Here is a 14518-nt window from a genome sequence, read left to right on the forward strand (position 1 = left end):
GGGGCCGGGGCCGTTCAGCGCCCGGGGACCGACAGGACGAGCTTTCCCCTGGTGTGACCGCCCTGGCTGACGCGCCACGCTTCCGCCGCTTCGGGCAGGGGCAGGACACGGTCGACATGGACGGTCAGCCGGCCCTCGTCGGCCAGGGCGGCGAGGGCGTCGAGATCGGTCCGGTCCGGCCGCACCCACACGTAGTGCCCGCCCTTGGCGGCGGCTTCCGGATCGACGACGGAGGCCAGCCGGCCGGGGTCGTCGAGCAGGTCGAGCGAGACGTCCACCGCGTCGTGCCCGGCGAAGTCCACGGCGGCGTCCACCCCTTGGGGGGCCAGCTCACGGACACGCTCACGCAGACCGGGCCCGTAGGTCACGGGGACGGCGCCCAGGGAGCGGACGAACTCGTGGTTGCGCTCGCTCGCCGTCGCGACGACCCGGGCCCCGAGGGCGGTGGCGATCTGGACCCCGAACGAGCCGACACCCCCGGCCGCGCCGTGCACGAGCACGGTCTCGTGCGGCTGGAGGCCGACGCGCCGGACGGCCTGGTAGGCGGTGAGCCCCGCGAGGGGGACGCCCGCCGCCTCCTCCCAGGTGAGCGAGGCGGGCTTGGGGGCCAGCAGGCGTACGTGCGCGGAGACCAGCTCGGCGTAGGCGCCGAGCTGGGCCCAGTCCTTGCGGACGTAGCCGAAGACCTCGTCGCCGGGGGCGAACTCGGTGACGTCGAAACCCACTCGCTCCACGACCCCGGCCACGTCCCAGCCGGGAACCAGCGGGAAGCCCGTCTCCATGACGGCGTCGAGCCGGCCTTCGGCCAGCTTCCAGTCGACCGGGTTGACCCCGGCCGCCTTCACACGGACGAGGACCTCGCCGGGTGCCACCTTCGGGTCCGGCAGCTCCATCCATTCGAGGTCTTCGCTATGACCGTACCGGCGCAGTGCCATGGCTTTCATGAACGGACGTGTTCCCTTCAGGCGGCGACAGCGATCGAGGCGTCGTACGATACTTGCATGCAACGTATATTGCAATCGCAAGTATGCTGCGCTAGCTAGTATCGAGCGTATGCAACTAGGTGACCGTCTGATGTCTCCCACTCCCACCGCACTCGAGCGGCTCGTCAACCCCGCCGGCCTGCCGACCCTGGGCCTCGAACTCCCCCTCGACAATGACTGGGGACAGACCCGTCTGCGCGCCGACCGGGCCGCCGGCCGTCCCTTCGGCGTCCCCGACCTGACCCGTCACACCGAACTGGCGCGCCTCGCCGACACCCTGGGCTTCGCGGCCCTGTGGGTGCGGGACGTGCCCCTGTACGACCCCGAGCAGTTCGGCGACGCCGGCTCCGTCTTCGAGGCGTTCACCCATCTGGGTAATCTCGCGGCCGTCACCGAGCGGGCCGTGCTCGGCACCGGAGCCGTCGTGCTGCCGCTGAGGCAGCCGCTGCTCGTCGCGAAGGCGGCGGCCACCGTGGACGTCCTGTCCGGCGGCCGGTTCGTCCTCGGGCTGGCCAGCGGCGACCGGCCGGTGGAGTACCCCTTGTTCGGCGAGGACTTCGAGGCCCGCGGCACCGCGTTCCGCCAAGGCGTGGAAATCCTCCGCGAGGCCTGGGCCACCCGTGCGGGCGGGCAGGGCATGAGCCTGCCGGACCTCGGACTCGGCGCCGAACGCCGTCTCGAGGTGCTGCCCAAGCCGACGGGCCGGTCCGTTCCGATCGCCATCGCGGGTCATGCGCAGCAGTCCGCGGAATGGATCGCGCGGAACGCCGACGCCTCCCTCAACTACCCCCGCCCCCTGGGAGCCCTGCGGCTGAAGACCCGCGAGTGGCGGCAGCTCACCGCCGGGGCCCCCAAGCCGTACCTGACCCCCATGCAACTGGACCTCACCGAGGACCCGGCGGTCGCCGCGACGGCGATCCGGCTCGGCCTGCGCACCGGGCGCGAGGCCCTGATCGAGCACCTGCGGGAGATGGGCGGCCTCGGGGTCAGCCACGTCTCCTTCAACCTGCGCCCCGGCGACCGTCCCGTCGAGGAGGTCCTGCGGGAACTCGCCGAAACGGTGCTGCCGCACTTCCCGGCCCCCGGCGTGGCGCCCGCTGCGGAAGCGGACCCCGTCACCGTGCTCTGAGGCCCGGTCCCGTTTCCCGGGGCTCCCGGGGTCACGCCGACCCCGCTCGGCGCCCGGCACGTGCGGATACGGGCCCGCCGGGGCCGCCGAGGACGTGTCGCGTGAGCGACCCTCGGCAACCCCGGCGGCGGACGGGTCAGAGCTGGCCGGACTCGGCGATGGTGATCTTCGCGGAGGTACGGCCGCTGGAGGAGCCGAGGGACTCGATCCGCTTGACGAGCTCCATGCTCTGGGTGTCGGCCACCTCGCCGAACACCACGTGCTTGCCGTCGAGCCAGTCGGTCACGATGGTCGTGATGAAGAACTGCGAGCCGTTGGTGTTCGGACCCGCGTTGGCCATGGACAGCAGGCCCGGCCGGTCGTGCTTGAGGGTGAAGTTCTCGTCGGCGAACTTCTCGCCGTAGATGCTCTTGCCGCCGGTGCCGTCGCCCCGGGTGAAGTCACCGCCCTGGAGCATGAAGGCGGGGATGACACGGTGGAACGAGGAGCCCGCGTAACCGAAGCCCTTCTCGCCGGTCGCCAGGGCGCGGAAGTTCTCCGCCGTCTTGGGAACCACGTCGTCGAACAGGTTGAAGACGATCCGCCCGGCGGGCTCGTCGTTGATGGTGATATCGAAGTAGACCTTGGTCGTCATGCCCCTATCCTGACATTCCACCGGGCACCGCTCGCACAGGCGGGTCCCCCCGGCCGTTCCGCCGGGGGGACACGGCGTGCCCGCATCAGCCGGACACCTCCCCGGCGGCCAGTTCCGTGAGCAACGCCCGGACGGTCGGCCGACGGTACAGGTCCCTCAGCCGTACGGCGGGCAGCCCCTCCGCGCGCATCGCCGTGCCGATGCGGATGGCGAACAGCGAGTTGCCGCCGAGCTCGAAGAAGTCGTCGTCGGGGCCGACGGGCACGCCCAGCACCTTGCTCCACACCGCGCTCAGCCGGGCGGCGAGGCCCTCGTCGGCCGGCGGCGGGGCGTCCGGCCGGGCGGACCGCGTCAGGACGGGCTCCGGCAGGCGGGACGCGTCGAGCTTGCCGTTCGCGGTCAGCGGCAGCGCGGGCAGCGCCGTCACCGTCGCCGGCACCATGTACGCGGGCAGTACGCCGGCGGCGCGCGCCTGGAGGGCGGAGGTGTCGCCGTCCTCGGTGAGCACCACGTACGCGTCGATCCGCGCGGTGGCCGCGTCGGCCGGGTCGTCGCGGCGGACCACCACGGCGGCTGCCCGGACCCCCGGGTCCTCCAGGAGCACCGAGCGGATCTCGTCCAGCTCGATCCGGAAACCGCGCACCTTGACCTGGTTGTCCAGCCGGCCGAGGTGGTCCAGGGTGCCGTCCGGCCGCAACCGCCCGAGGTCGCCGCTGAGGTACATCCTGCCCCCGGTGAACGGATCGGGCACGAACCTCCGGGCGGTCAGCTCCTCCTGGCCCAGGTAGCCCAGGGCGACCCCGGCGCCGCCGACGCGGATCTCGCCGGCGACCCCCGGCGGCAGCAGCCGTCCGTCCGGGCCGGTCACGTACAGGTGCCAGCCGGGCAGCGCCGTGCCGACGGAACGGGTGGCGGCCAGGGCCAGCCGGCGGGTGAGGGGCTGCGCGGTGACGTGGACGGTCGTCTCGGTGATCCCGAACATGTTGACCACCCGGCAGCGGGACTCCGGGTGCCGGTCGAACCACGGCAGCAGCATCCGCGCGTCCAGCGGTTCCCCGCCGAGGACCACGAGCCGGACGGCCAGGTCCGTGTGGTCCACGTCCAGCAGCTGGGCGAAGGCGGAGGGCGTCTGGCTGAGCACGGTGACGCCCTCCGCCGCCAGCAGGTCACGGAACCGGTCCGGCTCCCGGGAGACGTCGTACGGGACGACGACGATCCGGCCGCCGGTCAGCAGGGCGCCCCAGATCTCCCAGACGGAGAAGTCGAACGCGGCGGAGTGGAAGAACGTCCACACGTCCGACGGGCCCAGCGCGAACCCCTCACGGGTGGCGTCGAGGAGCGCCACGGGGTTGCGGTGCGGGACCACGACCCCCTTGGGCCGGCCCGTGGACCCCGAGGTGTAGATGACGTAGGCCGGATCGTCCGGCGTCACCGCCGACCGCGGCGCCCCGTCCTCGCCGGCCGTGACCAGCTCGTCCGGGGAGACGGCCTCGGCCCCGGAACCCGCGGGGAACTCCGCGAGGTCCGTGACGACGACACCGAGGCCCGCGTCCCGCACGGTGTGCAGCAGCCGCTCGGCGGGGTAGGCCGGGTCGGTCGGCACGTAGGCGGCACCCGCCTTGAGCACGCCGAGCAGGGTCACCACGAGGTCGGCCGTGCGCCCCAGGCACACCCCGACCCGGTCGCCGTCCCGTACACCGCGTGCCCGCAGCCCGGACGCCAGCCGGTCCGAGCGCTCGTCCAGCCGGCGGTAGGTCAGCCGCACGGTCCCGTCGCGGACGGCCTCCGCGTCCGGGGCCGCTGCCGCGATCCGGCGGAACGCCGCGTGCAGCGTCCGCGCGGTGGTGACCGGATCGGCGGCCGGGCGCCCCAGCGCGACGACCCTGGCCCGTTCCGCCTCGTCCAGCAGCTCCGTCCGCGCCACCGTCAGGTCCGGGGCGCGCAGCACCTGCCGGTGCACCTCGGCCAGATGCCGGACGAACTGCCGCGCCATCCGGGGGGCGACGCGGCCGGGCAGGTGATCGCAGCGCAGCCACCGGCCGTCGCCGTCCTCGAAGACCGACACGGTCAGCGGGAACGGCGGCGCCAGGCACGGCACGTACGTCCCCGGGCCCGGCGCGTCGTCGAACAGCAGCCCCGCGAAGGCGGGCCGGTCCGTCGGCAGGGTCTCCACGGAACGCAGCGGTCCGTCCGGGGACGCGGTCACCGCGCCCCGGAGCGTGCCGATCACCGGGGCCTGCCCGGGGTCGTAGTGGTGCAGGGTGACGGCGAGCGCGGTCAGCCAGCCGCGCTCGTCGCCGGGCGCGTCGCCGGTGAGGGCGATCCGGAAGCCCGCCGGATCCGCCGGACTCTCCTCGCCCAGGCCCCACGGGGGGCCGGATACGGCCACGGCCACGTCCGCCGGCGGGGGCTGGGCGGGCTGCCCGGGGTCCGCCCCGGTGGACAGCCGCAGCAGTGCCGCGCGGTCGAGCAGATCCCGCCGCGCCACCAGGACCAGTTCGGTGACGCCGTCCGACCAGCGCAGCAGCACCCCGCGTACGGTGTCGGCGGGCCTGCGCAGTTCCAGCGAGCGGCGGCGCTCCGCCCGAGGACCGGTGGAGGGCACGGGCAGGTCCTCCACCCACAGCCGGGTGCCGTGGACGCCGGCCAGCCGCGCGCCGAGCGCGGAGGTGTCCACCGGTTCGTCGATCGGGACCAGGACGGCGTGGCACCGCGCCCCCGTCCCGGGCCCTGAGCCCCTGTTGCCTTGCACGGCAAGTCCCTTCTGCCTCAGCGGGCGGTGAAGCCGCCGTCGACGGTGAGCACGGACCCGGTCACCTGCCGGGTGTCGTCGGAGGCGAGGTGGACGACGGCGGCGGCGACGTCCTCCGGTTCGATCAGCGCGTTCATGGGCTGCGCCTCCGTGAACGCCTGCTCGTGCTCGCCGGGCGCGACGTCCAGCGCCCGGGCGATCTCGGCGAGCATGCGGCCCTCGGCCGACGCCTCGTCCCGGACCGAACCGGGGCAGACGGCGTTGACCCGCACCTTCATCGGCGCGTAGTCCAGCGCGGCGGCCTTGGTGAGGCCGATGAGGCCGTGCTTGGCCGCGACGTACCCGGCGAAGTGCCGGTAGCCGACCAGCCCGGCGGTGGAGGCGACGTTGACGATGCTGCCCGAGCGCTGGGCGCACAGGGCCCGGCCGGTCTCGCGGATCACCCGCCAGGCCCCGGAGAGGTCGACGTCGATCATCAGCGCCCACTCCTCCTCGCTGATCTCGTCGACCCGCTTGCCGGACGGCGCCGCGATTCCCGCGTTGTTGACCACGACGTCGATCCGGCCGAACCGTTCGTGCGCGGCCGCCACCGCCCGCCGTACCGCGTCCGTGTCCCGGATGTCGGCGGCGTACGTCAGGACGGCGGAGCCCTCGGCGCGGCACAGGGCCGCGGTGTGTTCGAGCTGTCCGGGACTGCCCAGCGGATAGGGCACGCCGGGCAGGTCGGCGCAGATGTCGAGCAGGACCAGGTCGGCGCCCTCCCTGGCGCAGGCCAGCGCGGTGGCCCGGCCGAGCCCGCGGGCGGCCCCGGTGATGACGGCGGTCTTGCCGGTCAGACGCATGGCGCTCCTCAGAGACTGCCGGCGATGAGCCGCAGCAGGGCCGGCGCGCGGTCGGTCAGGTACATGTGGCCGCCGGGTATCTCGACGTACTCGAAGTCCCGGCCGGCCACCTTGGCCCAGCCGGCGGCGTCGTCGGAGCCGACCAGGGTGTCCTCGGTGCCGCGGATCGAGGTGACGGGGGCGTCCAGCGGCCGGTGCGTGCTCGGCGTGTAGCTCTCGTGCAGTTCGACGTCGGCCCGCAGGGTCGGCAGGATCATCTCCCGCATCTCCGGGTCGTCCAGCGCCTCGTGGCTGTAACCGGCGAACTCGCCGACCCGGGCCAGGAACGCGTCGTCGGGCAGCCCGGTCGCCCGGCGCGGCCGCTGGGTGCCGGGCTCGGGAGAGCCGCTGACGAACAGCCGCAGGAGCTCCAGATCCGGTGCGGCGGCCACGCGGTGGGCGAGTTCGTAGGCGAGGACCGCGCCGAGACTGTGGCCGAAAAGAGCCAGCCTGCGTGTCTCGCCGAGTTGCTCGACCAGGGCCCGGAAAAGCCCTTCGACCGCTTCTCCGGCTTCCCGGTAGGGGGCTGTGTCGATGAGGCGCTCGCGTCCGGGAAGTTGCAGCGGAAGTATTTCCAGCGAGTCGTTCAACTGCGACCAGGGACGGAAGAAGGAGGCGCCCGCTCCGGCGAACGGCAGGCAGACGAGTGTGGGGCGTCGGTTTTCTGGGGGCACGGTGGATCGCTTTCCGAAGTGGCGGGTCGGACGGGGCAGGAGGCGTGCGGAATCGACGGGTGGAATTCACGTCGAATTCACCGGAGAGTCGGCCGCGGATGACCGTCACGCTCTCGTCTTGTTGCGGAAGCGTGAGGTCGCCAGGGTCGTGAAGACCGCGATCAGCGCGGCGGACCACAGCAGCAGATAGGGGGCGGGGTGGTCCACGGGCCAGCCGTGCGGCCGGGAGAACCCGGCCGGGACGGGGGTGCCGAACTGCTCCCGCAGCGCGTTCGACAGCGCCGTGATGGGACTCCACGCGGCGACCGCGGCCAGCGGTCCCGGCAGGCTGGCGGTCGAGACGTAACCGGAGGAGACGAAGCTCGCCGGGAACATCCAGACCAGACCGAGGCTCGCGGCGACCTGGACGTTGGGCGCGACGACCCCGATGAAGGCACCCACCCAGGACATGGCGAAGGCGAAGAGGACGAGCAGCGCGTAGCCCGCCAGGGCGTGCGGCACCCCGCTGTGCGGCCGCCAGCCCAGCGCGAGTCCGCACAGGGAGGTCACCAGCACGCCGGCGAAGCACGTGGCGAGGTCGGCGACGGTCCGGCCGAGCAGCAGGGACGCGCGGGAGATGGGCAGCGCCCGGAACCGGTCGACCATGCCCTCCTGGAGGTCCTTGGCCAGCCCGAGGGCCGTGACGGCGGTGCTGAAGGTCACCGTCTGCGCGAGCAGCCCCGCCACCATGTACTCGCGGTACGCCGCCCCGCCCAGGCTGTTGCCGAAGACGTACCCGATGAGCAGCGCGAACATGACCGGCTCGACCAGGTTGCCCATCAGGGCGGTCGGGGTGCGGCGCAGATGGAGGAGGTTGCGCCAGGCGAGGTCGGTGCCCTCGCGGCCGACGCGGATCAGCGCGTTCACCGCGTGACCGCCGGGTCGCGCCGGGCGGTCAGGGCCAGGAACACGTCGTCGAGCGTGGCACGGCCCAGCCCCACCTCCAGCGCCTCCACCCCCTCGTCCGCGAGGACGGACAGGGCCCGCGCCAGGGCGGACTGCCCGCCCGTGACGGCCGTCTCGACCCGGCGGGAGCGGCGGTCGACCGAGGGCGGGCCACCGCAGGCGGCCGCGGCCCGGACGGCCGCCGGCACCTCGTGGTCCTCGGCGACCACGATGACGAGCCGGCTCCCGGCGGCGGACTTCAGCGTGTCGCTGGTCCCGGCCGCGACGACCCTGCCGTGGTCGATCACCGTGATCCGGTCCGCGAGCCGGTCGGCCTCCTCCAGGTACTGGGTGGTGAGCAGCACGGTGGTGCCGCCCGCCGCCAGTTCGCCGACCGCGTCCCAGGTGTCGAGCCTGCTCTCGGGGTCCAGCCCGGTCGTCGGCTCGTCCAGGATGATCAGCGGGGGAGAGGCCACCAGGGAGGCGGCGAGGTCCAGCCGCCGGCGCATACCGCCGGAGTAGGTGTTCACCAGCCGGCCGGCGCTGTCCGCGAGCCGGAACCGGTCGAGCAGCTCCCCGGCCGTCCGCCGGGCCGCGCGCCGGTCCATGCCGCGCAGCCGGGCGACGAGGGACAGGTTCTCGGCCCCCGTCAGCAAGCCGTCGACGCTCGAGTACTGCCCGGCCAGCCCGGTCGCGGCACGCACCCGCGCGGGGTGCGCCACGACGTCCCAGCCGGCCACTCTCGCGTGGCCGGCGTCGGGGCGCAGCAGGGTGCTGAGGATGCGGACGAGGGTCGTCTTGCCGGCCCCGTTGGGGCCGAGCAGGGCGAGGATTTCGCCCGCGGATATGTGAAGGCTGACGTCCCGTAAAGCCCAGATGTCTTTATGCCTTCTTTGTATTCCCTCGACGACAACCGTCGGCCCGTCTTCTTTGGGATTCACGGGAGACCCACTCGTTTTCTGGTCCTTGCGTGCAGAAACGTGGTGCGGCCGGAACGTAGCAGGTTCCTTCCGGAAGGTGCAACCTGCAGGTGATGACGGGTCAGGTGCGGCGGAGACTAGTGATTTCCCTAGTTCCTTTCTGCATAGTCTCCAGTCGCCGGGGGCCGGTGTGATTCCGGGTGCCGGCACGGTCAGTGGACCTTTCCGAACATCAGGGTGGTGCTTTTCGCGTGAATGGCGGTCTGCTGTCCGGTGCCGACCTCGTGTCCGTTCTCAGGGAACGCGCGGGGAACGCCCCGGACCGGGATGCGGTCACCTTCGTGCGGGACCCGCAGGCCCGGGACCACGAGTCCCTCTCCTTCGCGGAGCTGGACGCACGGGCCCGCGGGATCGCGGTGTGGCTGGCGGGGCGTACGGAGCCCGGCGACCGGGTCCTGCTGCTGTACCCGCCGGGCACCGAGTTCACCGCCGCGTTCTTCGGGTGCCTGTACGCCGGGCTGGTCGCGGTCCCCGGCCCGCTGCCCGGACGCTACCGGCACGAGCGCCGGCGACTGGCCCGGATCGCCCGGGACGCGCGGGCCACCGTGGTGCTGAGCGACCGGCGCGGCCTGCCGGAGGTGGAGAAGTGGGCCGCCGACGAAGGTCTCACCCACCTGCTCCCGCACGCGACCGGCGAGACGGACGGCGCCCCCGGCGACTGGTGTCCCCGGGTGCCCGCCGACCCCGGCGCCCTCGCGCTGCTCCAGTACACCTCCGGCTCCACCGGCAGCCCCAAGGGCGTCATGGTCCGCCACCGCGACCTGCTGACCAACGTCGACGCCGTGGTGTGTTCGCTCGGACTGCGGCCCGGCCACCGCCTCGGCGGCTGGATACCCCTCTACCACGACATGGGCCTGATCGGCCTGATGCTGCCCGGCGTCCTGCGCTGCGCCGGCTACGTCCAGATGGACCCCATGACCTTCCTGCGCCGTCCGCACCAGTGGCTGGTGATGATGGACGCCTACGACGTCAACGGCACCGCCGCGCCCGACTTCGGCTACGACCTGTGCCTGCGCCGGGTCACCGGCGAACAGCTCGCCGGCCTCGACCTGAGCCGGGTGCACGCCGCCGTCGACGGCTCCGAACCGGTCCGCGCCGACACCGTGACCGGCTTCGCGGCACGCTTCGCCGCCGCCGGGTTCCCGTCCGACGCGCTCGTCCCCATGTACGGGCTCGCCGAGTCGACGCTGCTGGTCGCCGGCAGCGGCGGTCGCCCGCCGCTCGTGGCCGGCGTGGACACGGCCGCGCTGGAGGGCAACGTCCTGCGCCGTGCCGCACCCGGCGTCCCCGCCCGGCGTCTGGTGGGCTGCGGCACGAGCATCGGCCCGCAGGTCCGCGTCGTGGACCCGGACACCGGCGAGGTGCTGCCCGACGGCCGCGTCGGGGAGATCTGGCTGCGCGGGCCGAGCGTGACCGCCGGCTACTGGGACAACGCCGAGGCCACCGAGGCCGTGTTCGGCGCCGTCACCTCCGACGGACAGGGCCCCTTCCTGCGCACCGGCGATCTCGGCGGAGTGCTGGACGGCGACCTGTTCGTCACCGGCCGCCGCAAGGACGTCCTGGTCCTGCACGGCCGCAACATCCACCCGCAGGACATCGAGGCCGAACTCCGCGCCCAGCACGAGGAGCTGCGCGGGCTGCACGGTGCCGCCTTCACCGTCGGATGGGACGACGGCACCGGCCCCCGGGAGTCGGTCGCCGTCCTGCACGAGATCAGGGGGCACTGGGGCACCGCGCGGATGACCGAGCTGGCCGCGGCCGTGAAACTGACCGTGGCCCGGGAGTTCGGCGTGCCGGTCGCCGCGGTCGTACTGCTCAGGCCCGGCGGCATCCGCCGTACCACCAGCGGCAAGGTGGAGCGCTCCGCGATGCGCGCACGCTATCTGGAACGCGCCCTCGACCCCCTGCTGGTCAGCGAGGACCCCCACCTGACCGCGGCCCTGGACGCCCGCGCGCCCGAGGAGGCGCGGTGATCGGGGCGGCCGCACTCGAACGGCTCCTCGCCGGGCACGCGCCGGGCGCCTGGTCCGCCGAGGCGCTGGAAGCGCTGGACGCCCGCGAGGAGTTCCCCGCCGACGCCGTCGCGGTGCTGGACGCCGCCGGGCTGCCCGCCGGCTACGTCCTCACCCCGGACAGCGACTTCCCCGCGCTCGTCGGGCTGATCCGGACCGTCGCCCGGCGCGATCTCACGGTGGCCATCGCGCACGGCAAGACGTTCCTCGGGTCCGTACCCGTGTGGATCGCCGGCTCGCCCCGGCAGACCCGGAAGCTCGCGGAGCGGGTCAGCGCGGGGGACCCCGTGTGCTGGGGGCTGACCGAACGCGACCACGGCAGCGACCTCCTGGCGGGAGAACTCGCCGCCACCGCCACGGCGAACGGCGAGTGGCGGCTCGACGGCGAGAAATGGCTGATCAACAACGCCGGCCGGGCCCGGTTCGGCTGTGTGCTCGCCCGCACCGACCCCGCCGGCGGCGGCCGCGGTTTCAGCCTCTTCCTCGTCGACCGCGCACACCTGCCGCCCGACGCCTGGCAGGTGCTCCCCAAGGTCCGCACGCACGGCATCCGGGGCGCCGACATCAGCGGCTTCGTGCTGCGCGACGCCCGGGTCCCCGCCGACGCGCTGATCGGCCGGCCCGGCGACGGCATCACCATCGTCCTGAAGTCCCTCCAGCTCACCCGCACCGCCTGCGTCGGGCTCTCGCTGGGCGCCGCCGACCACGCCCTGCGGCTCGTCCGGGACTTCACCACCGGCCGCGCACTCTACGGACGCCCGCTCGCCTCCCTCCCGCACGTCCGCCGGACACTCGGCAGGGCCGCCGCCGCCGTGCTCACCGCTGAGGCCGTGAGCATCCTGGCCACCCGCTCGGTGCACGCCCTGCCCGGTGAGCTCTCCGTCACCTCCGCCATCGCCAAGGCGTACGTGCCCACCACCGTCCAGGACACGCTCGGCCGGCTCGCCGAGGTCCTCGGCGTCCGCGGCTTCCTCACCTCGCCGCCCGGCGGCGGCTTCGCCAAACTGGAGCGCGACCACCGCATCTGCGCCGTCTTCGACGGCAGCACCGTCGTCAACCGCACGGCGCTGCTCACCCAGATGCCCCGGCTGGGGCGGCTGCTGCGGCGGGGCACCGCCGACACCGCGGGAGTGCGCGCCGCGGCCGGCCCCGCCGTCCCGCCGGCCCCGTTCGACCCGGCCCGGCTCACCCTCGTCTCGGCCACCGGATGCAGCGTCGTACAGAGCCTGCCCGCCGCCGTCGAGGAGATCCGCGCGCGAGGCAACCCACGCCTGACCGCGCTCGCCGAGGCCGTACGGGAACGCGGCCGCGAACTGGCGGCCGACCTCGCCGGCTTCGTACCGGTCGGCGGCGGACTCCCCAGCACCGCCTTCACCCTCGCCGAACGCTACGAGCGCCTGTACGCGGCCGCCGCCTGCCTCCACCTCTTCCTGCACCGGCCCGGCCACGGCGCCGGGGCCCCCGACGAGGACGCCCACCGGCTGCGCGCCTGCCTCGCCCACCTCCTCGACCTGCCGGACCACCCGGCCTACGACGAGCTGGCCCAGACCCTCACCGACTGGGCCGGCCCCGGCTTCAGCCTCCTGGACGGTGCCCTGTGACCCCTCTCGTCCCCGAGCGCACCGCGGCTCTGGACCGTCTCCTCGGCGACCCCGCGGACCCCGCCAACCCCGTCGGAACCCGCGCGGTCCTCGAAGCGGACGAACGCGGGGAGACACTGAAGGCCGGCGAGCACGCCCTCGACGCCTACGGCCTCAACGCGGAGTTCGTGCCGCCCGAGTACGGGGGCCGGTTCACCCGGGCCGACCACCTCGTCGAGGTGATGCGCACCGTCTACCGCCGCGACCCCGTCCTCGGACTCGGCTACGGCGCCAGCTCGTTCATCGCCGGGGTCAACGTCTGGACCGCCGGGGACACCGGTCAGGCGGCGCGGGTCGCGGACCTGCTGCTCGGCGGCCACAAGGTCGCGGTGGCGTTCCACGAACTCGCCCACGGCAACGACATGGCCGGGACCGAGTTCACCGCGGCGGACGACGGCGACCACCTGCGGCTGAGCGGGCGCAAGGAGGTCGTCACCAACATCAGCCGGGCACAGGCCCTGGTCGTCCTCGCCCGGACCGACCCCCGGCCGGGCCCCCGCAGCCACTCCCTCGTGCTGGTCGACCGCACCGCCCTGCCCGGCGACGGCATCCGCGACCTGCCCCGGTTCGGCACCACCGGCATGCGCGGCCTCCAGCTCGGCGGTCTGGAGTTCGACGCCGTCCGCGTGCCCCGCTCGGCGGTCCTCGGACCGGCGGGCAGCGGACTGGAGACCGCCCTGAAGGCCCTCCAGATCACCCGCACCACCCTGCCCGCCATGGCCTCCGGGGTCCTGGACACCGCCCTGCGCACCGCCGTCGACCACCTGTCGTCCCGCACCCTGTACGGCGGCCCCGCCATCGGCATCCCGCACGTCCGCTCCGTCCTGGCCGGTGTCCTGGCCGACCTGCTGCGGGCCGAGGCGGTCGGCGCGGTCGGCACCCGCGCCCTGCACCTGCTGCCGCGGTCCGCGAGCGTCTACTCGGCGGTGGTCAAGTACACCGTGTCCAAGCTGCTGCTGGACGCCGTGGACCGGCTCGCCGAGCTGCTCGGCGCCCACTTCTACCTGCGCGAGGGCCCGAGCGCGATCTTCCAGAAGCTGCTGCGCGACCTGGCGCCGGTCGGCTTCGGGCACATCGCCCGGGCCGCCTGCCAGATGAGCCTGCTGCCCCAGCTCCCGCTGCTCGCCCGACGCTCGTGGACCGACGGCGCCCCCGCCCCGGACACGCTGTTCGCCCTGGACGCGGAGCTGCCGGCGCTGCGCCACGACCGGCTGGCCCTGCACGCCGGGGGCCGCGACCCCCTCGCGGCCTCGCTGGCGGCGGCGCTGGACGGACCCTGGGACGGCGCCGCCCGGCCCCTGCGGGCGGCCTGCGAGGCGGACCTGGCCGAACTCGGCGGACTCGCCCGGGCCTGCGCCGCGCTGCCCGTGTCGGAATGGAGCGTCGACGCCTCTCCCGCCGCCTACGACCTGGCCGACCGGTACAGCACGCTGCTCACCCGCATCTGCTGCCTCCAGGTCCAGCGCCACACCGGCGACCCCTTCCTGGCCGACCCCGCCTGGGTGCTGGCGGCCGGCCACCGCAGCCGCACGCCCTCCCCGCTCCCCGGTCCGGTCGAGGCCGCGCTCCTCGACGAACTCCTCGCCCGGCACCGCGATCACCGCTCCTTCGGCCTCGCCGCCCGCCCGCTGCTCCACCGAGAAGAGAACACACGATGAGTTCTGGCACCCAAGACGTCCGCGCCTGGCTGACCGGGCGGGTGGCGACCTATCTGCGCCGCACGCCCGAGGAGATCGACACCACCGTGCCCCTGTCGGAGTACGGGCTGGACTCGCTCACCGCGCTCGCCGTCTCCGCCGACATCGAGGACGAGTTCGGCCTCGTACTGCCGCCCGAGACGACCTGGGACCACCCCAGCATCGACCGGCTCGGCGTGGCGATCACCGCCCTCATCGAGGAGAAGGCCTGA

General features: G+C 73.9%; 12 protein-coding genes. 5 read left to right on the top strand and 7 right to left on the bottom strand.

From position 1 onward, the window contains the following. Nucleotides 1-14 precede the first annotated feature (14 nt). The gene (locus tag ACZ5DC_RS25820) at nucleotides 15-944 is read right to left on the bottom strand and encodes an NADP-dependent oxidoreductase (protein WP_468656456.1); all 930 of its coding nucleotides are present in this window, start codon (nucleotides 942-944) and stop codon (nucleotides 15-17) included. Nucleotides 945-1074: 130 nt separating this feature from the next. Between ACZ5DC_RS25820 and ACZ5DC_RS25825 the strand changes: the two genes are divergently transcribed. Beyond that, complete coding sequence (locus ACZ5DC_RS25825) at nucleotides 1075-2112, top strand: TIGR03571 family LLM class oxidoreductase (protein ID WP_468656458.1); 1038 nt, start codon at nucleotides 1075-1077, stop codon at nucleotides 2110-2112. Between the two features lie 136 nt (nucleotides 2113-2248). On the opposite strand, the gene ACZ5DC_RS25830 is transcribed toward ACZ5DC_RS25825, so the two are convergent. The 6 genes from ACZ5DC_RS25830 to ACZ5DC_RS25855 all read right to left on the bottom strand — a co-directional run bounded on the left by ACZ5DC_RS25830 (nucleotide 2249) and on the right by ACZ5DC_RS25855 (nucleotide 8918). Next, the gene (locus ACZ5DC_RS25830) at nucleotides 2249-2746 is read right to left on the bottom strand and encodes a peptidylprolyl isomerase (protein WP_225812527.1); all 498 of its coding nucleotides are present in this window, start codon (nucleotides 2744-2746) and stop codon (nucleotides 2249-2251) included. A gap of 85 nt (nucleotides 2747-2831) precedes the next feature. Then, nucleotides 2832-5423 carry a non-ribosomal peptide synthetase gene (locus ACZ5DC_RS25835; RefSeq protein ID WP_468656709.1) on the bottom strand — a complete coding sequence of 864 codons (2592 nt, stop codon included), beginning with the start codon at nucleotides 5421-5423 and terminating at the stop codon, nucleotides 2832-2834. Between the two features lie 92 nt (nucleotides 5424-5515). Beyond that, nucleotides 5516-6340, bottom strand: coding sequence for an SDR family oxidoreductase (locus ACZ5DC_RS25840; RefSeq protein WP_366752231.1), 825 nt, complete (start codon nucleotides 6338-6340; stop codon nucleotides 5516-5518). Nucleotides 6341-6348: 8 nt separating this feature from the next. Beyond that, a complete protein-coding gene (locus ACZ5DC_RS25845; protein ID WP_468656460.1) occupies nucleotides 6349-7053 on the bottom strand; it encodes a thioesterase II family protein in 705 nt (234 codons plus the stop codon). Nucleotides 7054-7158: 105 nt separating this feature from the next. Continuing rightward, on the bottom strand, nucleotides 7159-7959 hold the full coding sequence (locus tag ACZ5DC_RS25850; RefSeq protein ID WP_468656462.1) for an ABC transporter permease: 801 nt from the start codon (nucleotides 7957-7959) through the stop codon (nucleotides 7159-7161). Then, nucleotides 7956-8918: an ABC transporter ATP-binding protein gene (locus tag ACZ5DC_RS25855; RefSeq protein WP_468656464.1), complete on the bottom strand. Its 963-nt coding sequence runs from the start codon at nucleotides 8916-8918 to the stop codon at nucleotides 7956-7958. The genes ACZ5DC_RS25850 and ACZ5DC_RS25855 overlap by 4 nt, the downstream gene beginning before the upstream one ends. A gap of 230 nt (nucleotides 8919-9148) precedes the next feature. Between ACZ5DC_RS25855 and ACZ5DC_RS25860 the strand changes: the two genes are divergently transcribed. The 4 genes from ACZ5DC_RS25860 to ACZ5DC_RS25875 are packed head-to-tail and all read left to right on the top strand — an operon-like array spanning nucleotide 9149 to nucleotide 14518. Then, nucleotides 9149-10930: a fatty acyl-AMP ligase gene (locus ACZ5DC_RS25860; protein ID WP_468656466.1), complete on the top strand. Its 1782-nt coding sequence runs from the start codon at nucleotides 9149-9151 to the stop codon at nucleotides 10928-10930. Beyond that, nucleotides 10927-12570 carry an acyl-CoA dehydrogenase gene (locus ACZ5DC_RS25865; RefSeq protein ID WP_468656468.1) on the top strand — a complete coding sequence of 548 codons (1644 nt, stop codon included), beginning with the start codon at nucleotides 10927-10929 and terminating at the stop codon, nucleotides 12568-12570. Before ACZ5DC_RS25860 ends, ACZ5DC_RS25865 begins: the two co-directional genes overlap by 4 nt. After that, entirely contained in the window at nucleotides 12567-14267 is a 1701-nt protein-coding gene (locus ACZ5DC_RS25870) for an acyl-CoA dehydrogenase (protein ID WP_468656470.1), read from the top strand. Before ACZ5DC_RS25865 ends, ACZ5DC_RS25870 begins: the two co-directional genes overlap by 4 nt. Continuing rightward, nucleotides 14264-14518 (top strand): acyl carrier protein, encoded by a 255-nt coding sequence (locus tag ACZ5DC_RS25875; RefSeq protein ID WP_366752238.1) that lies wholly within the window; start codon nucleotides 14264-14266, stop codon nucleotides 14516-14518. The genes ACZ5DC_RS25870 and ACZ5DC_RS25875 overlap by 4 nt, the downstream gene beginning before the upstream one ends.

The organism is Streptomyces sp. NPDC031445, from assembly GCF_055581365.1.

Bases quoted from the DNA above. Each gene is read 5' to 3' on its own strand.
- ACZ5DC_RS25820 (WP_468656456.1), bottom strand. From the start codon at position 944: ATGAAAGCCATGGCACTGCGCCGGTACGGTCATAGCGAAGACCTCGAA.
- ACZ5DC_RS25825 (WP_468656458.1), top strand. From the start codon at position 1,075: ATGTCTCCCACTCCCACCGCACTCGAGCGGCTCGTCAACCCCGCCGGC.
- ACZ5DC_RS25830 (WP_225812527.1), bottom strand. From the start codon at position 2,746: ATGACGACCAAGGTCTACTTCGATATCACCATCAACGACGAGCCCGCC.
- ACZ5DC_RS25840 (WP_366752231.1), bottom strand. From the start codon at position 6,340: ATGCGTCTGACCGGCAAGACCGCCGTCATCACCGGGGCCGCCCGCGGG.
- ACZ5DC_RS25875 (WP_366752238.1), top strand. From the start codon at position 14,264: ATGAGTTCTGGCACCCAAGACGTCCGCGCCTGGCTGACCGGGCGGGTG.